This window comes from Natranaerobius trueperi, from assembly GCF_002216005.1.
Taxonomy (GTDB): Bacteria; Bacillota; Natranaerobiia; order Natranaerobiales; family Natranaerobiaceae; genus Natranaerobius_A; species Natranaerobius_A trueperi.
In genome coordinates, this window is sequence record NZ_NIQC01000023.1 from 18,199 (window position 1) to 41,265 (window position 23,067).

Sequence of the window (23,067 nt, forward strand, 5' to 3'; positions counted from 1 at the left end):
AGTCAGCTATGTGTGTGGATAAATTTAACAGTTCATTTATTCATTATAATAGTGGTATGCTAAAAGGTTTGGTCTTGAATCAATATCTTGGACACATAAAAACTAATTATTAAGCATCTTGCTTTAATAGTTCTTCAACCTCTTGAAGAGTTAGAAAATCCATATTTCCATGAATTCTTTTCTATTGTATATACGAACTATCAATGAACCTAAATATAGCAATTTTAGCTGATTTAAATCTAAGTATTTAATATGGTTAACTTCTTCCTTTTTAAAGTAGAATGGATTGATTCGATATGTGCATTGTCATAAGGGAAGCCTTTTCTGCTAAAGATTGTCTGGATAGTCAACAGTAAATTGGACAATTATTTTAAAGTGTTAGACTTATGTTCAACAGGACTTAAATATCCTAGTGTACTATGTATCCGAAAATTATTGAACCAGTGCACATAGTCAAATAATTCAACATCCAACTGCTTTTGGCTCTCAAAATAAGCACCCTTAACAAATTCCGTCTTTATTAACTTGAAAGTTGACTCTGCAACGGCGTTATCATACGGTGATCCTTTAGGACTTAATGAATGTTTTATGTTAAAAGTTTTAAGGGTATTCTCAATTAGTTGGTTTTTAAACTCATTCCCTCGATCTGTATGAAACATTTCTATTTTACTAAGATCTTCTGCGATGGATGAGAAAGCCCTGTAAACAAGTTTAGCATCTTTTTTTGATCCAGAGCTATAACCAATGATTTCTCGGTTAAATAAGTCTAAAATAACACAGATATAGTGCCAGTTACAGTTAACACGTACGTAGGTTAAATCACTTATAACTACCTTCATATCTTGTTCCTGGTCAAATTCTCGGTCTAATTCGTTAGCGAGATTTGAGTCGTTACAGGTTGTCTTAGTTGGTTTATATTGGGCCACGGTATACTTGGAAACTAAACCTTGCTCTTTCATAATTCGGCCAATTCGACGTCTTGAAACTTGCCAGTCTTTTTTATATAGCTCTCGTTTAATTTTACGAGTGCCATAACACTGGCGGCTTTTATTGAATATTTTAACTATGAGTGATGTTAATTCTTCTTCATCCGATTCTTGGGCTTTTGATTCGTAATAATATGTACTTCTTGGGATTTGAAGGACGCCGCACATTGCTGATAGCGAGTATTTGTGACGATTATTTTTTATCACATTTACTTTCGTCCTATTATCAGCGCGGCTTGCTTTAAAATATCGTTCTCCATAGCCAATTGTTTATTTTCTTTTCTCAGCTTATTTAGTTCTATTTCCTCTGGAGAGCGGTTATCTTTTTCTTCAAATGAACCACTATTGCTGTATTGTTTCAATCAATTGTCAAATGATGAAGCTGTCAAATCATATTCATCAATTATTTCTTTTCTAGGTTTACCATTCTGGTACAGTTGGACCATTTGTTCCTTAAATTCTTTTGTGAACGTTCGCCTTGCTCTTCTTGTCATGGTAGATTCTCCTCACCTTATATTTAGTTAAGTCTACCTGACCTTAATTTATTTGTCTAGTTAAGTGTAACCGATCCACATCCTTTTTAATTAATATTGTAAGTGAGTTAACCATGATGTGTCCAAGAATTTATACTAACATCACTCTTTTCTTTAGTTGCTAAATAATTTAATAAAGTAATAGATAAGCCAAAATATACCCACTTATAAGTATGAGTCATTAGAGAACTAGGACTTGTACTACCAATTATAAATCCAATTAAACCTATAAAGATAGCTTTACATAATAATTTCATTTTAACATCAAAATTTTGTACATAGTAGATATATAATTTTTTTAGTATATTAAAATACAATATTATATATCCTAAAAGAATAATAACACCATAATTAGACAAAAGTTCAACCCACCAATTATGAACATTTGTTACATTGCCTGTATAAAACAAATCATAATTCGCTATATATGTTTCTATATTAGCAGCTCCAACACCAATTCCCCATGAACTTATAGCATGATAAATACCACTTTTTATTAAATTTAATCTAATAACAATAGATCCTCCATCTAAAAAAGCATCTTCATAAACAGATTTTATCTGTTCTACTATTTCTACAGGTATATAAATAAATGCTGGTTCTAAATAAATTAATAAACTTACAATAAAAGGAGATACTATCACAAGTTTCAGCTTCATTGATAAACTTGTAAACAAAAAGATGTACACAAAAAATTGAAGCACAAGTGCTAATAAATTAGCTCTAGACCCAGTTTCTATTAAAACATAAATTAATATAAGTGCCATCAATAGTCCAATTATCTTTAGTACTTTCTTTTTAAAAAAAACAAAAGACATTAAAACTAGTGGAAAGCTTAGAGTTAAGAAGGTAGCAAAATCATTTTGATTATAAAATAAAGATGTAGGGTTATACATCACATGTTGTCTTGTTTCTCCATATAACTTTGATGAAAAGAGATGGTCTCCCGTGCTTATCTCCCAAATTGCAACAATCAAAGAAATTAATACTACTAAAAGCCAAATGTAGTATACAGAATATATGGATTTTTTATCATTAAGTAACATAACCATTAGAATAATCAATGCCACGCCAGAAAATAAAAAGAAGATTTCTCTAATAGCATCATTCACAGATACAGCCCAACTAATTGAAATAGATGCATATAACAGCCAAAAAACAAAAAATAACATATAATTTTTAACATTGATATTTTTAAGGTTTAATTTCCCTGATTGAAACAGAAATATAACAAAAATATAAATCAACAATATTAAAAATATCCTAAATGCAAAAATTGAAAAATTATTAAATCTATATACTTCTAATGTTGAACCAAAAAAACCAGTGAAAATTGTTAAATATAAAATCCATCTCAAAATAGTTTCAACACTCACCATTATATAAACTCCCTTAAAAGTTAATTTGAAAATTTTATTTATTGGGCTAATTTTACTATTAAAGCAATATATTGAAGCTAATAGTTTTGATTTTTTTTAGTACTCTCTTAGGAATAAGTGAAATTCGCTTCACCTTATTTACTCTATGCACTTTTTTTAAAATATCACTCATCTCAATATCAAAAGATTTAACGTCTAATTTATAGCTCATATCATGAAAATTTTCTCTGAACAGCACTTTACTTAATTCTTGCATCTCTTGTTTATATTGTACTTCTTTTAAAGTCAGCGGGTTATAAACAATTTTATTAGTATTATTTGTTCTATTTAATTTCAGTCTATAAGGCAGTTGGTTTCTTTTAAAATCAATAACTCCGTTTTGACTACGTATCACATCTTTTGTTTTTACCTTATCTAGTTTTATTTCTCTTTCTTTTTCACCTTCTTCTAGAACATTTTCTATCTCAGGATTTCTAACAATTAATAAATTAGTTCCTTTACTATCTTTAATGTAATTAGGTAACCAGGCATCCATCAATGATACGTCCGCAAGTTCAGCAAACACATCATCACAATAATTACAAGCATTAATAGAAAACCATCTATTTACCCATGTAGTACTAACATCCTTTTTGAAATAGAGATGGTTCTCACTTCCTTGTTGATTTATAAAGGTAAAGTAATAATTATTCGCAGGTTTTTTAAAATCTTTGCCTCTATAAATTATTTTCTTAAGTTCCCCTTCTATCCCGGCTTTTTGAGCTAAATACAAAGTGAAGTGCTTATTTTTAAGCTGCCCGCAAGTAAGTCCTATCATATAAATTATACGTTCTTTAAAAAGTTTATTTTGCTTTTTAGCTAGCTCTATACCATTCAAAAAACAAGGGAGTCCAACAATCGCATACCTACCAGATTTATTTAATACCTTATTCAGTACTTCCGACAATTCTACAGGATAATAAACTGATTTACTCCCCTTTTTTATATCCTTGGTTTGATCAATTATTTGATATTTATAAAGTTTTTCTGGGTCATCATTCGGTTTAACAATTATTACATAATCTACCAGTTCTTTTTGCACCATTTTTTCTAACAACCAAGTTGTAATTCCTCCGGAAGCGGAATTTGTTCTAATCTCATCATCAACTACATAACCTGCATAATTATTTAAATAGTAACCTAAATATTTATTATAATTTACACCATTTACACAATTAAATTTATTATAAGATAAAAAGTGCTTATTATCTTGAAAAAAAGTACATACATGCAAACACTTAGCACAATTTATACATTTTTTCTCATCAACTGCTCTAGGATTGTATTCTCCATTAAAATTAAAGTCCATCTCTAAAAAATCTTTTGGACATACAGTAACACAAATTCCACAACCTACGCACTTATCTTTTTTTGCTATTTTCTCAATTACATTTTCCATGTTATTCACCTTAACCTATTTTCTGTAATTTTTAAAAACTATTAAATCTATCTTTAAATATCTTGACTAGTTTTTCAATTTCCTCGATTTTCATTAACAAGCAGGCCCCGAAATAAACTAATGCCCCAACAGTTATTGTGAATACTAAAATCATAATTTCATTAACAATTTGTAGATTCAGTAAAGTGAGATGATTTAAAATGTGGTAATACAAAAGATATACAACTATACTCATTATAATAGCACTAAATAGACTCTTTATGAAGCAAATAAATATTTTCTTAATATTAAAGCTACCCAATCTTTTTTTAATACTATAAAGTAACAAGAGTGAGGTGAAAATAGCAGTTATACTAGTAGCAAGAGCAAGTCCACCATGTGCAAAAAAATTAACTAAAATAATATTTAAAATAATATTCATAAATATAGTAATAAAACTATTTATCATGGGAGTATATGTATCTTTTAAAACAAAAAAACCTCTTCTAATAACGTTTTTTAATCCTAGACCTACGAAACCAAATGAATAAAATATTAACGCGTAAGCAGTCATTTGAGTAGCTTGGGTACCGAATTCACCTCTTTCATAAAGTAACTCAATAATAGGAGTTGATAAAATTACCGCTCCAGAGGTTATTGGTATTAGTAAAACCAGCATAATATTAATTGAATGTAATAATGATTTTTTTAAAAAGTCTATATCTGAAGATTCTTTAGACATCATTGGGAAGGTAACAGTTATTAAACTTTGTATAAAAACTTGCAATATCAAGTCTTTTAATCCAGCAGCATAATTTAACGCAGAAACACTTCCTGTTTGTAATAAAGATGCTAAAGTTTTATCAACTATAATGTTAATTCGTCTACCTAAACTAGTTATTATAATTGGAAATGACATTCTTATGGTTTTTTTGGTTTCTACATCTGCCAAATTAAACACAGCTTCATATTTATACCCAAATCCCTTGGTTTTTGGGATATGAAACAAAAACTTACTTAATGCTGCTATAACACTTGCTACCATCAATCCCTGTATACCATATACCCCTGAAAAAAAAACTAAAAAAATCACATAAACAATATTGTATGGTATCCCATCAAGAGAGGGTATTAAAAAATGTTCATTTCTATGTAAATAAGCTTTAAATAATGAAGTGAAAACTGCGAAAGCACCGATTGGTAATCCAATTCTTGTTAATAAAATTGTAAGTTCAAACTGTTCTCCTGCAAAGCCACTAGCAAAAACTTTTACCAAAGCAGGAGCAAAAAAGAAACCTAGTAATACAATAATTATTGAAACAATCATTAATAAGTTTAAAATTTTATTCATATAGTTCACTTGTTCATTTTTATCATTTTTAAACATCGGTATGGTAGTGCTTTTTACTGCTTCACCTAGAGATGTAGAAATTTCCTTACTAATTGTTCGTGCAATAAAATATGCATCTGTAATAACTCCTGATCCAAAAAAATATGCTATTAGCATTTCTCTTACAAATCCCAAGCACTTATTAATCCACTTTAAAAAAGAAACAATAAGTACTGAATTAATAGCTTTGCTTAAAGTTGTCATATTAAATACATCCCATTCAGTTAATTAAAGTATAGCGTTTGCAATTCCTGATACCTTTACAGAAATTTTCGATTATAACTCTTCGTTCTAAAAGAAATTTTACTGTTATCTTAAAATATACTAACAAATCTTCAAAATAGGGAAACAACTGCCACCATAACCTATACCTGCATTTAAAAACTTATCACTAATTCTGTGGTCAAGACCCATTCCCTTAGCCACTTCTTCTACACGGGCACCTACCCGTTCACATATATTAGCCATTTCATTAATAAAAAATATCTTAGTAGCTAAGAAAGCATTAGAAGCGTATTTGATCATCTCAGAACTTTCAGTAGTAGTCATAACAAATTATGTATCAAAGTCTTCATAGAGATCCTTAGTAGTTTGTCCAGCTTGTTCATCTCTATAACCTATTACAATCTTATCTGGATTCATAGTATCATATATTGCCGAGCCTTCTCTTAAAAAATCAGGGCTAGATACAACTGAAAATTCTTGATCAGTATTGTCAGAAATAATATTTTCTATTTTATTATTGGTACCTACAGGTACCGTACTCTTAGTTACTATGTTTTTATACTCATTCATTGCCTTAGCAATAGTTTTAGCTGCCTCATATAATTGACTCAAATCAGCAGAACCATCTTCCATAGATGGAGTACCTACTGCTATAAATATCAGTATTTTTGACTGCAGATTCAAGATCAGTAGTAAAACTAAGTCTATCTGCTTCTGTGTTTTTATGTATCATATCTTCCATCCCCGGTTCATATATAGGTGATTCACCATTTTTTAATTTATTAAGCTTTTCTTCATCTATATCAACACATGTCACATTATTACCCATATTTGATAAGCAAATTCCTGTAGAAAGACCTACATATCCATCCAGTACCTATTACCGATATATTATACACTAGCTTCACCACCTTGTGAGTACTCTTATTACGATACTTTTATAAATTATCCAATTCCATCTTAGATCTCAAATACTCTTTAAACTCATCTTTTACCTCTTCCCTCTCTAACGCAAACTCCACAGTAGTCTTCAAATACCCTAATAAATCCCCAGCATCATACCTCTTACCATCAAAAGGATAAGCTAGTACAGAGTCTTCTTGAGCTAAATCATTAAGAGCATCAGTAAGTTGTATTTCACCACCACTACCTGGAGGTGTTTGCTCTAGTAGATTGAATATTCTAGGAGATATAACATATCTACCCATAATAGCTAAGTTAGAAGGAGCTACTTCTTTTTCTGGTTTCTCTACAAGTTCTCTAATCTCCCATGCTCCACCAGTAGTTCTACCATTTTTATTAACTATACCGTATCTACTAACTTCTTCATCAGGTACCTCTTGAACACCAATTACACTAGCATCATTTTCTTCATATATGTCTATCATTTGCTTAAGACATGGAGCTCCTCCACCATTACGTACAATGTCATCACCTAATAGTACACCAAAAGGTTCATCTCCGATGAACTTTTTGGCACATAGTACTGCATGTCCAAGTCCAAGAGGTTCTTTTTGTCTTACGTAATGAATATCAATTTTATTTGTCTCTCTTACTTTCTCTAAAAGATCATATTTACCTCTTTTAGTAAGAGTATCCTCTAATTCATAAGCATGATCAAAATGATCCTCTATAGCTCTTTTGCCCCTACCAGTGATTATAAGAATATCTTCTATACCAGATTCTATAGCCTCTTCTATTATATACTGTATGGTTGGTTTATCTAAAATAGGTAACATTTCTTTAGGTTGTGCTTTAGTAGCCGGTAAAAATCTCGTACCAAGACCGGCAGCAGGGATTATCGCTTTCTTAACCTTTGCCATTTATTTCCCCTCCCGTAATGTTAATTATAGTATCTACAAGTGTTTAGTCAAGACCCGCGTCCAACACTTATGTACTTAAATCCTAGATCTTTTAAATGATCTTCATTTAAAAGATTCCTACCATCTATAACTAACTTGTTATTAACTTTCTGAGAGATTTCCTTCCAGTTAAGTTCAAAGAACTCATCCCATTCAGTTAGAAGTACTACCGCATCTGCTTCTTCTGTAACTTCTTTCGAAACAGAACAGTACTCAACATCACTAGGAAGTTCCTCTCGAGCGTTTTCCATAGCCACCGGATCATAGGCTTTAACATTAGCTCCTCCTTCTAGTAATTTAGGTATTATCTTTAAAGAAGGTGCCTCTCTCATATCATCAGTGTTTGGTTTGAAAGATAGACCTAGTATACCAATGTTTTTATTCTTAAGATCATATAAATGACCTTGTAATTTATCTACTACAGTTAGTTTTTGATACTCATTTACATGTACTGCAGCTTTAACTGTTTTTAAATCATAATCTACTTCAGTTGCTGTATTAATTAATGCTTTAGTATCCTTAGGGAAACAACTTCCTCCATAACCTATACCAGCATTTAAGAACTTATCACTAATTCTATGATCAAGACCCATGCCTTTAGCTACTTCTTCTACTCTTGCCCCTACTCTTTCACAAATATTAGCCATTTCATTGATAAATGAAATCTTAGTAGCTAAAAAAGCATTAGAAGCATACTTAATCATTTCAGCACTTTCTATAGTTGTCATAACAAAGTCAGTATCAAAATCTTTGTAAAGATCTCTTATAGTTTCTCCTGCTTTTTCATCTCTATAGCCTATAACTATACGGTCAGGGTTCATAGTATCATAAACAGCTGACCCTTCTCTTAAAAACTCTGGACTAGATACTACGGAGTAATCTTGGTCCGTATTTTCTGCAATGATACCTTCAATCATCTGATTAGTACCTACAGGTACAGTACTTTTAGTAATGACTATCTTGTAGTCATCCATTACCTCGGCAATAGTTTTAGCAGCTTCTCTTACTTGAGAAAGATCAGCAGATCCATCTTCATTAGAAGGAGTCCCGACAGCCATAAAGATGATTTCAGTATCTTTAACTGCTTTTTTAAGATCAGTAGTAAAAGATAAACGGTTAGCATTAGTGTTTTTTTCTATTAACTCTTCCATTCCTGGTTCATAGATAGGAACTTGTCCATTATTTAATTTATTTATCTTTTCTTCATCTATATCTACACAAGTAACGTTATTACCCATATCTGATAAGCAAACACCAGTAGATAATCCTACATAACCCGTACCAATCACTGAAATATTATACAACCTCTACACCACCTTTTAATTTATTTATATAAAAAACTAAGGTCTTAGTTTCCTTCTTCTATAAGTCTTTCTGATAAATGTGAGCCGATAAAACCAGCGGCTCCAGTTACAATCATCTTATCCATACAAATAACGCCCCTTTAAGTGTAAATGAACATGCAAGTTCTATTATAACAAGTTCTTGTGTCGAAGTTTGTTGTGTTTTGTGATATTCGATTTATTATTAGTAATATAGTCTTATTAGTAAAATATTTCTTGTAGGTCTATTAGTTTATTCGTCGATTATTTTGAAAAACCTTCCTTAAATTAAAATTTATCCCTCGTAGTTTTAAAAAGTTCCTTCTTTTTAACACTGTGTAATAAAAGTGCTTAACTATTGTTTTAGACATAAAGATACTCCCCTTAGAGAACATCCTAAGGGGAGTATTTTTTACTATTAGTTTTTATCTACGCCTTTCCCCGCTCCAACTCAATCACCCTACTAAGTTCAAAGATACTTCTAGTAAGTTCACTTAGCTTTTGCTCTATACGTACTAGAAGATATACACTAACTGCTATAGGGAAACCGACATTTCCGATTAGGGAAGTAAGCTCTTCCATAAGTGGTCACCTCCTATGACTATTTCGGATTATCATTTAAATACACTTTATTAACTATACTTGCATTACTGTAGCTTAGCTTTACAGAGTTAAATGTTTGTAAACAGGTTATTTCTATACCATTCTTAAGTGTTATGATGGTATCACTACCCCTTTTTTTAAATTCTTTAATATGATGATAGTTAATATAACCCATTGCTCCATCACTTTTTCCTATTGGTTTTCTTACCTTTACTGGCATAAGTACTACATCTTTTGATATTGGTAGTGGTACCCCTTGCTTTTTTTCTATATAACTTGCGTAATACTTAACAAGAGTATGATATTCACATCCTATATGTTTAAGATTTCTTTTTATAACACTTGGAAGTGCTTTAGGTACTATCTCTTCCTCACTATTATCATAGATAAGCTTTGTTTTATTACCACCCATGTATACAGGCATAATCGCTGAAACCTTAAATAATAACAATAGATTATTCAGTGTTCTTCCCCTCTTTCATTAGTTATTTACCTTACCCGGAGTACTCCGGGTAAGGTTATAGTTCTAGTACTCTACTACAGTGCTTGTCTCTCTTGAAATCATTCTAGCTGCAACTTTAGACTTAAGCTCTCCACCTGGACTCATAAAGATATTTCTATCAATAATCTCATCCATTACTGTCTCGATATCTTCTTCAGTTAAGTCTTCTTTTGGATCATTTACTGATATAGTTACATTCTTACCATCCTGGTTTCTAAAAGTCATCTGTAAGTATTCTCTTATCATCTAATCCACTCTCCTTTATTTTTTAGTTATCTACCCGTGCTAACTCTTTACTATCAAACCTGTGAACTGAAAGTGCTTCATACTTTTGAAGTCCTAAAAGTAGTTCACCTACTTCATAAACATCACTGTCTTCTGCATCTGGTTTAATTCTACTAAAGCTATTAGTACGTAGAATGTTTTTACCTTCTTCGTCTTCACCTACAATTAATCTGAACTGAAGCCTTGATGGACCAAAAGTTTCAACTACCATATAACTCATCTCCTTTAGTTTTTTTATCCCGGCGCCTTTAGGATGAGTTAAGTATATAATGGATTAGAAAAAAGAGATAATCTCGACTTAGAGCTAAGTCAGGAGTTTTTTTTAGATTTAGCTCTAAGTCGGAAGTTTTTTTAAGACTTATGCAATTATCCTAAAATTTTGACAGATTTAGCTAAAAGTACTAGAGTTTTAAATTTTTGCTGCTACCCTTTTAATTAGAGAAGCTGAAAACTCACCTCGTACCATTTTTCCTTCTCTAGCATTTTCTTTCCAGTAGCTAGGTGAGTTTATAATATCTTTTTTAACTAATATATCTAAAGCACGAGAAAGATCTAAAGAGTCTCTAAACTTATCCCACTTGTCCCAATTATTTTCACTCATAGTTTTTGGGCATATCTTTTTACTTGCATCAAAATGTCTAACTACTCTTTCTATTGGAATAGAGTAGTTAGACATTAGATCTTTAACTAACTCTACTGTATGATCTAGTGCTTTATTGTAATCACCATCAGAGTTAATACAGATCTCAACACCAATAGAATTACTATTTGTAATACCAAACTTACCATTACCATCACCACAGTGCCATGAAGCATTAAAATCCTCTACTACCTGTAAAACTTTACTGTCATCTACAAAATAGTGAGCTGATGCTTGTCTATCTTTAGTATTAAAATAGTTGTAATGAGCATTTGCATCAGCTCCTTTACTTAGATTACCTGTATCATGTATTACAATGTACTTAATACTTTCTTTGTTTCTACTTGAATAGTTGTAGTTAATAAGTTTTTTAAAAATCATAGTCTTCAACCCTTTCCTATATAAGATTTTTGTTAAACAATCAGTGATTGTTTTCACAACTAATATAATAGCACTAAAGTTTAGTTCTTTGTACTACAAACTAGAAAGATAGTTAAATATTTGAAAAAATCAGGGGCTGTCCCAAAAGTTTTTACTTTTAAGACAGCCCCTGTAATCTCATGCTATTTTATTTGAATTTATTTTATTTTGGGTAGATTCAGCAGCTCATTTGTATAAACACAATTTATAAAGCTATAATCACATTCATCAAGATATTTTTTTATTGCCTTTATTTCTCTATTACGATTTATACTTATAAAATAAATATTTGGAATAAATAGACCTTTATCACGAAAGAATTCGTGAACACTTTTCATGTATTTAATTTTTCTTGCATTTTTACCTTTTTTACCTGCTTCTTTAGATAATTCATCAACAGTCTTCTTAGGGTCTGACATTACAAAATTTCTCAAATTTAATTTACATTCAATGTTATCTGCTTGTGCTTTTTTAAGTGTCTCGTTTGGTAAATAAAATATTATATCAAACGTATGGTCAGAGTCACCGACAACTTGTCCATCATAATAAATCTTTACTTCATTATAAACTTCGGTGTTATTACTAGCCGAAAATGACATTGGCCCCAAGTAAACAACAAGGTGTTCAAATAGTTTACCACGTAATTCACCTATATCGCGATCAGATTTGTACAAGCTCAATAATTCTTCCTTTATCCTCTCAACGTCATGTTTATCTAGATATGTTAAATCTTTATTCTGTATTAATGAATTAAAAACTTCTGTAAACTCGTCTTCTCTCTCACTATCATCTATCTTCTCTGTGTATCCTTTCAATATTGAAAATATCACATCTAAACACGCTTTATCTTTTTTTATTAACTTCAGTAGATCCCTAAGATAATGCGGTTCCCCTTTTTTAGTCTCATCAAACTCTAATTTCACCATAGCCTCTCCCTACTTTTCACGTTTTGTTATTCTTCATTTTTATAAGCAGGTAAAACAAGTGGAGGAAAACCCATTCTCATTGTAATATTGTTTACCAGTTCTCTTGCAAAAGGCCAAACATTCAAAGGAACATTTTTTTTAACAAAATGTTCCAAGGTTTTCTGTTGAAAATCCTCTTCCTCTGATAGCGAATACTTAAGTAAATAGGTAAAGTAGATTTCGAATAACTTTTCATCGGTTGTTTTTCCATCTGCTACTTTGTAAACAACCAATTTAAAATCTGGTTTTATTTCTAACATCTTTCCATTAAGGTTTATGTCATTAATACTTGTGATTTCAAGATCAATAGCTGCAGTTACATTTTTTGAAAAAGGTACGTAATTTTCACAACTAAGTCTTAAAAGCTCTAAGTCCTTAATATCAACAGACCTTATTAATTTTTTGTAATCTTCTTTGTTAACTTCGTTAGCCATAATTAACCCCACCCAACTTAAATAATTCAAACTAAATCGTTATATAGTTCCTCACTATTTAATTCAACGTAAACTTTAAACATTTTATGAGAGCCTGAGTAAATATCAGAATTTTTTTGGTAATCACGATATGACTTTGAGATGTAATTGTCATCTTCTACAATTTCCCTTTCTCGAAAATCCAAATATGTTTCAAGCAGTACAGGTACTTCATCTAACCAGTTTATTCCGTTCTCAAGAAAGTAAATCAGATTTTTTTGATTTACATCCTTGTTAATATTTGTATTAATTTTTTTACATTTATTATCTGTTATAGTATTTAAGCTCTCAAGTTTTCTTTTGAGGGAAAAATAATTTTCCCCGGTAATAGGCTTAGATTTTAATTTAGACTGTACTTCAGAAAACTTTTCCATACCCTCGTTATTAAACCAATCTTCTAGCATATAAAAATCTTTTTTTAAAGAATTTATATCTTCACTCCAAATCACCCGTTCAATATCTTCTTTCAAATTGAATAAGCTATTTTTTAAAGTTTCAAATTCTCTATCCAAAAATCCTAAATATTCAACATCCCAATTTACTTTTTCACGATAATCAAAACTTCCCTTGATAGTAGACATTTAACTCACCTCCTCGGTGATAAACTTTGAAAACCTTTGTTAGTATTCTACCATTAAATGAGGTATTCGCAAGTTTATTTTATCAATAAAATATTATGTTTCGTCAAAACCATATTTATACTACTTACTTTATTTATATTCTAAAATTTTCTAGAAAGACATATGATTTCCTCCATATAACCTATATAATTCTATATTCAAATACCTTAACCTAAAAATATCCTTATCTATATTATTAAAGAATCATCTCTCTCGTGACATCAGTTTAGTTTTTATGGATTTAAGAAAAAAATAATCTCGACTTAGAGCTAAGTCAGGAGTTTTTTAGATTTAGCTCTAAGTCGGAAGTTTTTTTAAGACTTATGCAATTATCCTAAAATTTTGATAGATTTAGCTAAAAGTACTAGAGTTTTAAATTTTTGCTGCTACCCTTTTAATTAGAGAAGCTGAAAACTCACCTCGTACCATTTTTCCTTCTCTAGCATTTTCTTTCCAGTAGCTAGGTGAGTTTATAATCTCTTTTTTAACTAATATATCTAAAGCACGGGAAAGATCTAAAGAATCTCTAAACTTATTCCACTTGTCCCAATTATTTTCACTCATAGTTTTTGGGCATATCTTTTTACTTGCATCAAAATGTCTAACTACTCTTTCTATTGGAATAGAGTAGTTAGACATTAGATCTTTAACTAACTCTACTGTATGATCTAGTGCTTTATTGTAATCACCATCAGAGTTAATACAGATCTCAACACCAATAGAATTACTATTTGTAATACCAAACTTACCTCTTCCATCACCACAGTGCCATGAAGCATTAAAATCCTCTACTACCTGTAAAACTTTACTATCATCTACAAAATAGTGAGCTGATGCTTGTCTATCTTTAGTATTAAAATAGTTGTAATGAGCATTTGCATCAGCTCCTTTACTTAGATTACCTGTATCATGTATTACAATGTACTTAATACTTTCTTTGTTTCTACTTGAATAGTTGTGGTTAATAAGTTTTTTAAAAATCATAGTCCTTCAACCCTTTCCTATATAAGATTTTTGTTGAAAACAATCAGTGATTGTTTTCACAACTAATATAATAGCACTAAAGTTTAGCTCTTTGTACTACAAACTAGAAAGATAGTTAAATATTTCAAAAAATCACCCCGGTAAATCCCGGGGTGATACACTAATTAATATTCAACTACAGTATCTGTTTCTCTAGAAATAACTCTTGCAGCTACTTTAGATTTTAACTCTCCACCTGGACTCATAAAGATATTTCTATCAATGATCTCATCCATTACTGTTTCTATATCTTCTTCAGTTAAGTCTTCTTTTGGATCGTTTACTGATATAGTAACATTCTTACCATCCTGGTTTCTAAAAATCATCTGTAAATATTCTCTTATCATCTAATCCACTCTCCTTTTTTTTAGTTATCTACCCGTGCTAACTCTTTACTATCAAACCTATGAACAGAAAGTGCTTCATACTTTTGTAGCCCTAAAAGTAGTTCACCTACTTCATATACATCTTCATCTTCTGCATCTGGTTTAATTCTACTAAAGCTTCTTGTACGTAGAATGTTTTTACCTTCTTCGTCTTCTCCTACAATTAATCTGAACTGAAGCCTTGATGGACCAAAAGTTTCAACTACCATATAACTCATCTCCTTTAGTTTTTTTATCCCTTGGCGCCTTTAGGATGAGTTAAGTATATAATGGATTAGAAAAAAGAGATAATCTCGACTTAGAGCTAAGTCACAAATGTTTTCATTACTTTTAGATAAGTAGTTAGTTTTATTTAAGACTTAGAGAAAAGTCATAAGTTTTAAAAGGATTTATCTAAAACTACTAGTATTTAAAAAAGTTAGTCATATAAAAAAAGCAGGTTGTTATCTATCATAACAACCTGCTCATCCTTAATTTTACTTCAAATCAACTAACCTATTCACCGCTATCACCATAAAACAACCCACTAAGAAAATAGCAATATCTAGGAAAAAGGTCATACCTGTAGACCATCTTGGCCAGACGTTTACTACCGATCCCAAAAGTAAGCCAATGATAACTAAATAAGTGAGCTCAGTATATTGAGTTATCAAATATTTAATAAGGTGAGAAAATAGTAAAACTCCTGACAAAACACCAAATCCAAATAACAATAAAACTATTAAATCAAAATTACTTACAGCTGAAATAATGGTATTGTACATACCCATAACCATCAAAATCATGCCACCACTTATACCAGGGATCACCATGGTTGCAGAACTTATAAGTCCTGCTATAAATAAGCTTAATATATTAAATAACGGAGAAGCATTGTCATTAAAGATTTCATTTGATTGAAGATTTAACAAAGTAACAGGCATTAAAAAGGCTATAAATACAGACAAAAGATAATGAAATTGAAATTCTTTATATTCAAGTCGAGCGTATATGGAAGGTAAACTTCCAAAGATTAATCCAGCAAATAAAAATTGCATTTGTATTAGATACTCACCCATCATGTATTCAATCAATTGAGAAAATATTAATATTGCTAACAATGCACCAATTGCAAGATATATAAAAAATATCAAATTATCACGACTAAATATTCTACTAGTTAAAGCAGAAATTAGATCGTCGTAGATGCCAGATATAACTGCTATTGTTCTACCACTTATACCGGGGATTAGGTTAGATAGGCCAATGAAGCCACCACTCAGTATTAGTTTTAAGTTTGAAGACTGCTTTTTCATGTTATCACCTCTTAGGGTTCAATGCCTACTTTATAGTACACTTATATTTACATAAGTACCCTTCAGTTATTTTAATACTTTCTTTGAAGTTTAACAACAAAAGGTACCTACTTTACAAAAATTTTATAAAACAGGCTTTGATATGTAATTATCAGTTACATATATCGCTCAATCATAGGTTTAACTCCTTTTAATTGACCACATATGTAATTTTTAGTATCATCAACTTACAACTTGGGCATAATATATATCGAAAGGAGGCCCAAAATGAAAAAGTTGTCTACTAAGAAACTAGCAGAACTTATACGAACCAAAAGAAAAGAGAAAGATTTAACTCAAATAAAATTAAGTAAGCTCACTGGTATAAACAGAGTAATAATTGGGCGAATAGAAAAACAAGATTTCATTCCGTCTGTCACCCAATTAGAAGCATTATCAGAAGCGTTAGGTTTTGAAGTAACCGACACTTTTGTCGAAACAGAAAGAACAGGTTCTTTCACTGCTATGCGAAGCGAAGCTTTAAGTGAAAATGAAAAAGAAGGTGTTGAAAAACTTATTACCATGATGCTATCTCTTCGACAACAATTAGTACTAAGGAGTAAGTTTGAAAATGAATAATTTATTAAAACTCGATGAAGTTCAAATGAAAAAAATCAAAGACCTTGCCAGTAAATTAAGGTTAGAATTAGGGTTTACAAATGAAACACCAATTGCCAATAACATTTTTACAGTCCTTGAGAAATTGAATATTTCTCTTTTAGAATATCCTATCGAACCAGTTGGAGAAAAACCGGCTTTTTCTGCTGTGCTTATTTACTCTAAGTTAGAAGAAGGAGAGGACATTGCTTTCATCGGTCTGAATACAGCCGATTATTATGACAAACAAATTTTTGCAATAGCCCATGAACTGTATCATTTTAAAACAAAAACTAGATCACACCTTAGCCGTCCGTCTGAAGATCAAAAAGATACCGTTGAGATAAAAGCCAACCGCTTTGCTGCAGAATTTTTATTACCCGAAGACAAATTAAAGGGACTTATTATCAATGAATTTAAAACTTACAACCTTACCAGAATACAAAATAAAGCTTTGCTTCGATTCATTGCCAGATTGCAATGTGATTGGTGGCTACCATATCGGTCCATTGTCAAAAGATTACTAGAAATAGACTCTATTTCAGAAAAACAGTATCAAAGTTTATATAGTATTGATGAACGTCATGATGACAGCAGTTACGGGCGCATAGCTAAAGCTACCAAAGAAGAAGTATTTGAAAAATTAAACACCATCACTCGTAACATCGGTACCTCACCTTCTAATATTGAAATTATCATTAGAAACTTTGAAGAAAATAGAATTACAGAAGAAGAGTTTAATAATTTATTGAGAATGTTTAATAAACAACCTGAAGACTTTAATTATAAGGTAGAAGTTGATGAAAAAGACATTGCTGAATTAAATAGTTTCTTTAATGAGGATAATAACAATGAAAATTGATATTACTTCTCTAAATACTGCTTTAATGGGTATTATTAAAAACCCCACCCAAGTTATCACACTTGATGCAAACTTTTTAATCCCTCAAGCCAGGCAAATAACAAAGGCCTTCGAATGCTTTATAAATACCAATACTATTTAACATCTTATGAAAAACAATCAAATCCTATATGGAGTGAGTTTATTGAAGCGATGAATGCAATGTACTCAAAGCTATAATTGAGAGGGGAGGTAGTATGGAAAATCCTTTTAGGTTTTTCTGACTATCAAGAAGATTGACTTGATAAGTCGAAATTCCCCGGGAAATAGATAGGTTTATTAAGGGAAACTACTATTGAAACTCCCTCGGGAAGGAGTGCTCACCTTACCAAGGGAGTTGTGTTTTAGTGGCCTGTTTCTAGTATTCTATCACTGTGTTGGTTTCTCTAGTTACGATTCGGGCAGTAACTTTACTTACTAGTTCCCAACGAAGATGCCTTTTGCTAGTATTTCGTCCATTACTTGTGATACTTCGGTTTCTGTTAGACCTTCTATAGGGTCATTTATTGATATGGTGAAGTTTTTACGATTGCTAGTTCTTTGCCGTCAAATCTGTGAATGGAAAGTGCATCGTATTTTTGAAGTCCTAACATTAGTTCAGCGGTTTGATAGATGTCTTCATCGATGCGGCTGAAACTTTTAGTGCGAAGAATAGCGTTTCCGTTTTCATCTTGACCTGTGATTAGTCTAAACTGTAGTCTTGTTGGTCCGAACAATCCGATTACTTTTGCTTTTCATCTCCTTTTTTTGTTTTTCCGCAGGGTCTCTTGGGTGAACTAATTATACTATGGATCAAAAAAAGAAACACTTGCGACTTGAGTGTAAGTCGCAAGTGTTTCTATAGAGATTAATAGTAATTCTTTGATTTATTAGAAGAGTTGATAATTGGTCGGTTGCTTTCATGATATATTAGCTAAGAAGTCTAATATATTAACATAAAACTCCTTGGTACACCCTATTATTTACCAAAAAGCAAAGTAGATAATTGATCTCTTTTTTTGTAGTTTAATATTTAAAATTTTCCTTGTTTGCTATCTTATAATCCGCTTCTGGTAAGTTAAAGTTCAATTTACCATCATAATCTTCACCAACAAAATCAATATATTTTTCTAAGTTAATTTTTTTCATCGTTATGTCTTTTAACTTAATAGCTTCAATAAAATTTTCATAGGTCATATCGTTACCATTTCCAGTATGACAAGTCATAAGTACTCCTCCTTCTCTATACTGCTGGCTTGTCCAGTTCATTTAAGTCAGAGGACATATGCCACTCAGAGTCTCGATTCATTCTAAACCTAACCTTGTTTTTAGTTTTAACATTTTCATTTGATATAAACGATGACATCCAGCTAGTAAAGTCTTCATTATTGAGTTAACAATTCCGAGTCTTTAAAAGTCATTTTAACAGATGTTTTCATTGATTTTTGTGTATGATTAAGCTTTTCTTCAAAAACTTCGGTTTTAATCAGCCCATTTTTTGTTAATATATATTTTAAATACGGACCAACCTGTTCAAATGATTCAAAGTACTCTTCCAAACGTTCTTCCTTGTTTTCTATTTCTTTAACACACTTAAAAAATTCTTTCGCCTTATTTATGCAGTTTTGTATTTCTTGCTTTCGTTCGTAATTTAAATTTATAAACAGTGAGAAATAGGATTTAAAACCAACTTCGTTAAAAGTTTTAATTAATGCTGCATCTTCAAAATCAAAATAATCTACAGCATTAAATATTTCTTCAAACTGGTTATAGTTAGCAGAATACTTCTCATTTACATAGTTCTGTAATTCTTTTAACAAAAAGTTATAGTAGAAATCTGTTACTAGTTCAACGGCATTTTCTAATGATTTCCCTAGATCTTTATAAAAATACGTGGTTTGCCACATAATAATCCCTCTCTCAGTAAAATTCCACACTTATAGGTAATTTATTCCACCTAGGAGTATATTTTCCGTGTGACTATATCTTCTTTATTTAACACGTTTTTCCTGTTTAGTTTTATAATTATAATATTCGTCATTTCATTATGCATCCCTGAACTAATTTACCATGGTTCTCATAGTCCTGAATTAAGAAAAACTTGCCATCACTATGTATTATGCAGGGCAAACCACAAAAAGAACATGCGACTACTGTAGTAGTCACATGTTCCTGATGAGCTTAAACCCCGACACTTTTCTTAAAACTCATAGCTAGTGTTAAAATAAACACTAACTAATATAGAGATCACAATAAATTTAAATTGCACCTAATACTTCGTTCTCTTTTGCCACCCAAAGTTCACAGTTTGCTTTGCTAAAAACAACATTATATAATCCTTGAAGTAGACTTCATTTAGTTGTTTATCACTTGTCCATTCAAAATATTTGAGGTTCTTTAAAAATGTATAAAATTCATTTATTTGGAGTAAATCTAGTGTAAGTTCAATTCTTTCTTTTTTACCTTTTGAGGTATTATCATCAACTTCATGATTTAATAATATCGTTCTAATAATTCCTAGAATTAAGTCTGTTAATTCTAAACCGATTTCTTGATTTTTATTACATAGGGTTGAATCATCAATTTTAAATCGTTCCCCTCTATATAAAGACAATTCATTTAATTGTCTTTTTACGTTTATATTTAAATTATTTTTCTCATATTCAGTAGCATACTCTATTATAATATTTGCTTGGATTTTAGAATCTTTTCCGTAACCACGTAATAATCCATACAGAACTCTTTCAGGTAACTTTGAATATATCATTTTATTAAACATATCATTATTATAAGTATTTGTTGGCTTTGAGTAATTAATAATATTAAAGTTTAAAAATTCCGAGTAACATTCCATCACCAATTTTAGAGTACTTATAATATCTTTTTTCTGGGGCTTAAAACCTGAATACTCATTCCAGTGGAATTTAATATCACCATTTCTGAGTTCCTTATTTAATTGATTAAAAATATTTGAATTATAAATTTCTTGTGGAATTGATAAGGCACCCATTGTTGCAGGAAAACTATTCCGTTTACCACTCTCATCAAAAAATAATATTATCTCAGAGTTCCCCAAAATTCCCAGCTCCTTGTTGACTAAATTATGTGAAATATGTACAATATAAATACCAGTAAATTATTGCCCACTCACTGGAGTGCTAAATAATTTACTGAAGGAAGGGAACTTCCGCTCGATGGAGCGCAAGTTCCCTTCCCTTTTTTTTTATTAAAAATTATTAACTAAATTTAATATTCCACAAGTTTAGCAAAAAACCTTTTTTGATTATGCCCATCAATAACCTTTATAGTTGTGTTTAGATTTTTTTCATTAAGCTCTAACTTCTAATGCAAGTCTTTAGTTTCAAGCGTAACCTGTGAGCGGGGCTTGGTTTATGTGGCTTAAGTTAAAATTTACCTAGATAATCATAAGCGAACTTTGGATTTGTGCGGTCTCAGCAAATCCCGAGAGCGTTGATATCTAGGTGAATTTTATAAAAAAACAATTACTGTTGTTTCGGTTTCCCCTAAAATTATTGATACTTCTGTATTCCTTCTTCTGTTCCTGCTTTATCTTCACTCCTTAATTTAACCCAAGGGGTGACTATCTTGATGAAGAAGGTTAAGTAGTTGTTAATGCCATTACTCCATGTTTTAAGTGTAATAACTGAGGTTTTACTTCACAATGCAAACAATCACTAGGTAGTTAGAAAGCAGCAAATTTAGGGGCTCAACATACTTTTGAAAATTGTATAAATGTGACTAAAGGTGGAGGTACTATTTCTAATATAAGTTATTATGGTCAAGGTGATTATATTAAAATACCACGATTAGGCTGGGGAGTTGGACTGTCCGGTAAAACTATACGTACTGGGTTATGCCCTGGTGGAAAAGAGAGGGTGTCTAGGTTACTTAGGTTAATAGAAAACGGTCGTATTGATCCGACATTACTACCTTTTGATGAAGTAGAAAAAGCTTTCAAGATAATGGAAAATAAAGAAGATGGAGTTATTAAGCCTTTAGTAACTTTTGAATAGACTCAAAAGAGATGCGCTTCGATGCTCCTCTCTTTATCAAGATTAATTACTTCAAATCAACTAACCTATTCACCGCTATCACCATAAAACAACCCACTAAGAAAATCGCTATATCTAGTAAAAAGGTCATCCCTGTAGACCATCTTGGCCAGACGCTTACTACCGATCCCAAAAGTAAGCCAATGATAACTAAATAAGTGAGCTCAGTATATTGAGTTATCAAATATTTGATAAGGTGAGAAAATAGTAAAACTCCTGACAAAACACCAAATCCAAATAACAATAGCACCATTAAATCAAAATTACTTACAGCTGAAATAATGGTATTATACATACCCATAACCATCAAAATCATGCCACCACTTACACCAGGGATCACCATGGTTGCAGAACTTATAAGTCCTGCTATAAATAAGCTTAATATATTAAATAACGGAGAAGCATTGTTATTAAAGATTTCATTTGATTGAAGATTCAAAAAAATAACAGGCATTAAAAAGGCTAACAATACAGACAAAAGATAACGAAATTGAAATTCTTTATATTCAAGTCGAGCGTATATAGAAGGTAAACTTCCAAAGATTAATCCAGCAAATAATAATTGCATTTGTATTAGATACTCACCCATCATATATTCAATCAATTGAGAAAATATTAATATTGCTAACAATGCACCTATTGCAAGATATATAAAGAATGTCAAATTATCACGACTAAATATTCTACTAGTTAAAGCAGAAATTAGATCTTCGTAGATGCCAGATATAACTGCTATTGTTCCGCCACTTATACCGGGGATTAGGTTAGATAGACCAATGAAACCACCACTCAGTATTAGTTTTAAGTTTGAAGACTGCTTTTTCATGTTATCACCTCTTTGGGTTCAATGCCTACTTTATAGTACACGAGAGTGTAAAATAAACGGTGTAAACCTTCCGAAATGATGTATAATAAAAATAGAATGGGAGGTTTGCACCGTTATGAATTTAATAGACAAAAAGCAAGTAAGAGAAATGATGAAACAAGGTAAACTAAAAGATGTAAATGATATTCAAGAAGTTTTGAAGGAGCAATTTGGTGAACTAATAGAAGAAATGCTAGAAAGTGAACTTGATCATGAACTGGGTTACTCAAAGTATGATTACCGAGAAAAGGAAACTACAAATAGTCGAAATGGAAAGAGAGAAAAAC

At 31.0% G+C, this 23,067-nt stretch carries 30 protein-coding genes and 2 pseudogenes; 4 read left to right on the top strand and 28 right to left on the bottom strand.

What is annotated here, in order from left to right; all coding sequences use genetic code 11:
- Window positions 1-365: 365 nt before the first annotated feature.
- The 21 genes and pseudogenes from CDO51_RS09625 to CDO51_RS09715 all read right to left on the bottom strand — a co-directional run bounded on the left by CDO51_RS09625 (window position 366) and on the right by CDO51_RS09715 (window position 16,326).
- A pseudogene (locus CDO51_RS09625) lies at window positions 366-1,480 on the bottom strand (IS3 family transposase).
- A 107-nt stretch (window positions 1,481-1,587) separates the two neighbouring features.
- On the bottom strand, window positions 1,588-2,898 hold the full coding sequence (locus tag CDO51_RS09630; protein ID WP_089024060.1) for an O-antigen ligase family protein: 1,311 nt from the start codon (window positions 2,896-2,898) through the stop codon (window positions 1,588-1,590).
- A 58-nt stretch (window positions 2,899-2,956) separates the two neighbouring features.
- Window positions 2,957-4,336 (bottom strand): Coenzyme F420 hydrogenase/dehydrogenase, beta subunit C-terminal domain, encoded by a 1,380-nt coding sequence (locus CDO51_RS09635; RefSeq protein ID WP_089024061.1) that lies wholly within the window; start codon window positions 4,334-4,336, stop codon window positions 2,957-2,959.
- 31 nt (window positions 4,337-4,367) lie between these two features.
- Complete coding sequence (gene murJ, locus CDO51_RS09640) at window positions 4,368-5,909, bottom strand: murein biosynthesis integral membrane protein MurJ (RefSeq protein WP_089024062.1); 1,542 nt, start codon at window positions 5,907-5,909, stop codon at window positions 4,368-4,370.
- Between the two features lie 120 nt (window positions 5,910-6,029).
- Window positions 6,030-6,254: a hypothetical protein gene (locus tag CDO51_RS14365; protein ID WP_205842202.1), complete on the bottom strand. Its 225-nt coding sequence runs from the start codon at window positions 6,252-6,254 to the stop codon at window positions 6,030-6,032.
- 6 nt (window positions 6,255-6,260) lie between these two features.
- A pseudogene (locus CDO51_RS15475) lies at window positions 6,261-6,759 on the bottom strand (hypothetical protein).
- A gap of 109 nt (window positions 6,760-6,868) precedes the next feature.
- Window positions 6,869-7,753, bottom strand: coding sequence for a UTP--glucose-1-phosphate uridylyltransferase GalU (gene galU / locus CDO51_RS09650; RefSeq protein WP_089024063.1), 885 nt, complete (start codon window positions 7,751-7,753; stop codon window positions 6,869-6,871).
- Between the two features lie 47 nt (window positions 7,754-7,800).
- Window positions 7,801-9,096 carry a UDP-glucose dehydrogenase family protein gene (locus CDO51_RS09655; protein ID WP_089024064.1) on the bottom strand — a complete coding sequence of 432 codons (1,296 nt, stop codon included), beginning with the start codon at window positions 9,094-9,096 and terminating at the stop codon, window positions 7,801-7,803.
- Between the two features lie 44 nt (window positions 9,097-9,140).
- A complete protein-coding gene (locus tag CDO51_RS15480; RefSeq protein ID WP_143824719.1) occupies window positions 9,141-9,221 on the bottom strand; it encodes an NAD-dependent epimerase/dehydratase family protein in 81 nt (26 codons plus the stop codon).
- Window positions 9,222-9,543: 322 nt separating this feature from the next.
- The gene (locus CDO51_RS09660) at window positions 9,544-9,696 is read right to left on the bottom strand and encodes a YvrJ family protein (protein ID WP_089024065.1); all 153 of its coding nucleotides are present in this window, start codon (window positions 9,694-9,696) and stop codon (window positions 9,544-9,546) included.
- Between the two features lie 19 nt (window positions 9,697-9,715).
- On the bottom strand, window positions 9,716-10,168 hold the full coding sequence (locus tag CDO51_RS09665) for a competence protein ComK (protein ID WP_089024066.1): 453 nt from the start codon (window positions 10,166-10,168) through the stop codon (window positions 9,716-9,718).
- 75 nt (window positions 10,169-10,243) lie between these two features.
- Window positions 10,244-10,465 carry a DUF2922 domain-containing protein gene (locus CDO51_RS09670; RefSeq protein ID WP_089024067.1) on the bottom strand — a complete coding sequence of 74 codons (222 nt, stop codon included), beginning with the start codon at window positions 10,463-10,465 and terminating at the stop codon, window positions 10,244-10,246.
- Window positions 10,466-10,487: 22 nt separating this feature from the next.
- A complete protein-coding gene (locus CDO51_RS09675) occupies window positions 10,488-10,715 on the bottom strand; it encodes a DUF1659 domain-containing protein (RefSeq protein ID WP_143824717.1) in 228 nt (75 codons plus the stop codon).
- A 198-nt stretch (window positions 10,716-10,913) separates the two neighbouring features.
- Window positions 10,914-11,525 carry a peptidoglycan recognition protein family protein gene (locus CDO51_RS09680; protein ID WP_089024069.1) on the bottom strand — a complete coding sequence of 204 codons (612 nt, stop codon included), beginning with the start codon at window positions 11,523-11,525 and terminating at the stop codon, window positions 10,914-10,916.
- A gap of 197 nt (window positions 11,526-11,722) precedes the next feature.
- Complete coding sequence (locus CDO51_RS09685) at window positions 11,723-12,490, bottom strand: hypothetical protein (RefSeq protein WP_143824718.1); 768 nt, start codon at window positions 12,488-12,490, stop codon at window positions 11,723-11,725.
- 26 nt (window positions 12,491-12,516) lie between these two features.
- The gene (locus CDO51_RS09690; protein ID WP_089024071.1) at window positions 12,517-12,963 is read right to left on the bottom strand and encodes a protein-export chaperone SecB; all 447 of its coding nucleotides are present in this window, start codon (window positions 12,961-12,963) and stop codon (window positions 12,517-12,519) included.
- A 26-nt stretch (window positions 12,964-12,989) separates the two neighbouring features.
- Window positions 12,990-13,583 carry a hypothetical protein gene (locus tag CDO51_RS09695; protein WP_089024072.1) on the bottom strand — a complete coding sequence of 198 codons (594 nt, stop codon included), beginning with the start codon at window positions 13,581-13,583 and terminating at the stop codon, window positions 12,990-12,992.
- A gap of 411 nt (window positions 13,584-13,994) precedes the next feature.
- The gene (locus tag CDO51_RS09700) at window positions 13,995-14,606 is read right to left on the bottom strand and encodes a peptidoglycan recognition protein family protein (protein WP_089024073.1); all 612 of its coding nucleotides are present in this window, start codon (window positions 14,604-14,606) and stop codon (window positions 13,995-13,997) included.
- A gap of 164 nt (window positions 14,607-14,770) precedes the next feature.
- Window positions 14,771-14,992 (bottom strand): DUF2922 domain-containing protein, encoded by a 222-nt coding sequence (locus tag CDO51_RS09705; protein WP_205842205.1) that lies wholly within the window; start codon window positions 14,990-14,992, stop codon window positions 14,771-14,773.
- Between the two features lie 20 nt (window positions 14,993-15,012).
- Window positions 15,013-15,240, bottom strand: coding sequence for a DUF1659 domain-containing protein (locus CDO51_RS09710; protein WP_158212417.1), 228 nt, complete (start codon window positions 15,238-15,240; stop codon window positions 15,013-15,015).
- Between the two features lie 267 nt (window positions 15,241-15,507).
- Entirely contained in the window at window positions 15,508-16,326 is an 819-nt protein-coding gene (locus tag CDO51_RS09715) for a DUF368 domain-containing protein (RefSeq protein WP_089024075.1), read from the bottom strand.
- A gap of 267 nt (window positions 16,327-16,593) precedes the next feature.
- On the opposite strand from CDO51_RS09715, the gene CDO51_RS09720 reads away from it, so the two are divergent.
- Both CDO51_RS09720 and CDO51_RS09725 read left to right on the top strand, forming a co-directional pair.
- Window positions 16,594-16,944 carry a helix-turn-helix transcriptional regulator gene (locus CDO51_RS09720; RefSeq protein WP_089024076.1) on the top strand — a complete coding sequence of 117 codons (351 nt, stop codon included), beginning with the start codon at window positions 16,594-16,596 and terminating at the stop codon, window positions 16,942-16,944.
- Complete coding sequence (locus CDO51_RS09725) at window positions 16,937-17,824, top strand: ImmA/IrrE family metallo-endopeptidase (RefSeq protein ID WP_089024077.1); 888 nt, start codon at window positions 16,937-16,939, stop codon at window positions 17,822-17,824. The genes CDO51_RS09720 and CDO51_RS09725 overlap by 8 nt, the downstream gene beginning before the upstream one ends.
- Window positions 17,825-18,280: 456 nt before the next feature.
- Here the strand turns inward: CDO51_RS09725 and CDO51_RS15485 are convergent, their stop codons facing one another.
- The 6 genes from CDO51_RS15485 to CDO51_RS09750 form a co-directional block, all read right to left on the bottom strand.
- Window positions 18,281-18,376, bottom strand: a complete 96-nt coding sequence (locus CDO51_RS15485; protein ID WP_089024086.1) for a DUF2922 domain-containing protein — start codon at window positions 18,374-18,376, stop codon at window positions 18,281-18,283.
- A complete protein-coding gene (locus CDO51_RS09735; RefSeq protein ID WP_158212418.1) occupies window positions 18,367-18,579 on the bottom strand; it encodes a DUF1659 domain-containing protein in 213 nt (70 codons plus the stop codon). The genes CDO51_RS15485 and CDO51_RS09735 overlap by 10 nt, the downstream gene beginning before the upstream one ends.
- Window positions 18,580-18,868: 289 nt before the next feature.
- Window positions 18,869-19,069 (bottom strand): hypothetical protein, encoded by a 201-nt coding sequence (locus tag CDO51_RS09740; RefSeq protein WP_089024079.1) that lies wholly within the window; start codon window positions 19,067-19,069, stop codon window positions 18,869-18,871.
- Window positions 19,070-19,085: 16 nt separating this feature from the next.
- Window positions 19,086-19,208 (bottom strand): hypothetical protein, encoded by a 123-nt coding sequence (locus CDO51_RS15065; RefSeq protein WP_276207022.1) that lies wholly within the window; start codon window positions 19,206-19,208, stop codon window positions 19,086-19,088.
- Between the two features lie 19 nt (window positions 19,209-19,227).
- Window positions 19,228-19,749, bottom strand: a complete 522-nt coding sequence (locus tag CDO51_RS09745) for a hypothetical protein (RefSeq protein WP_089024080.1) — start codon at window positions 19,747-19,749, stop codon at window positions 19,228-19,230.
- 362 nt (window positions 19,750-20,111) lie between these two features.
- Complete coding sequence (locus tag CDO51_RS09750; protein WP_089024081.1) at window positions 20,112-20,918, bottom strand: DUF3800 domain-containing protein; 807 nt, start codon at window positions 20,916-20,918, stop codon at window positions 20,112-20,114.
- A gap of 679 nt (window positions 20,919-21,597) precedes the next feature.
- Here CDO51_RS09750 and CDO51_RS09755 point away from each other — a divergent pair.
- Window positions 21,598-21,876 carry an MDR/zinc-dependent alcohol dehydrogenase-like family protein gene (locus tag CDO51_RS09755; protein ID WP_089024082.1) on the top strand — a complete coding sequence of 93 codons (279 nt, stop codon included), beginning with the start codon at window positions 21,598-21,600 and terminating at the stop codon, window positions 21,874-21,876.
- A gap of 46 nt (window positions 21,877-21,922) precedes the next feature.
- Here CDO51_RS09755 and CDO51_RS09760 read toward each other — a convergent pair whose 3' ends face one another.
- Complete coding sequence (locus CDO51_RS09760; protein WP_089024083.1) at window positions 21,923-22,741, bottom strand: DUF368 domain-containing protein; 819 nt, start codon at window positions 22,739-22,741, stop codon at window positions 21,923-21,925.
- A gap of 115 nt (window positions 22,742-22,856) precedes the next feature.
- Here CDO51_RS09760 and CDO51_RS09765 point away from each other — a divergent pair.
- A partial coding sequence (locus tag CDO51_RS09765) for a transposase (RefSeq protein ID WP_205842108.1) occupies window positions 22,857-23,067 on the top strand: 211 nt, incomplete at its 3' end.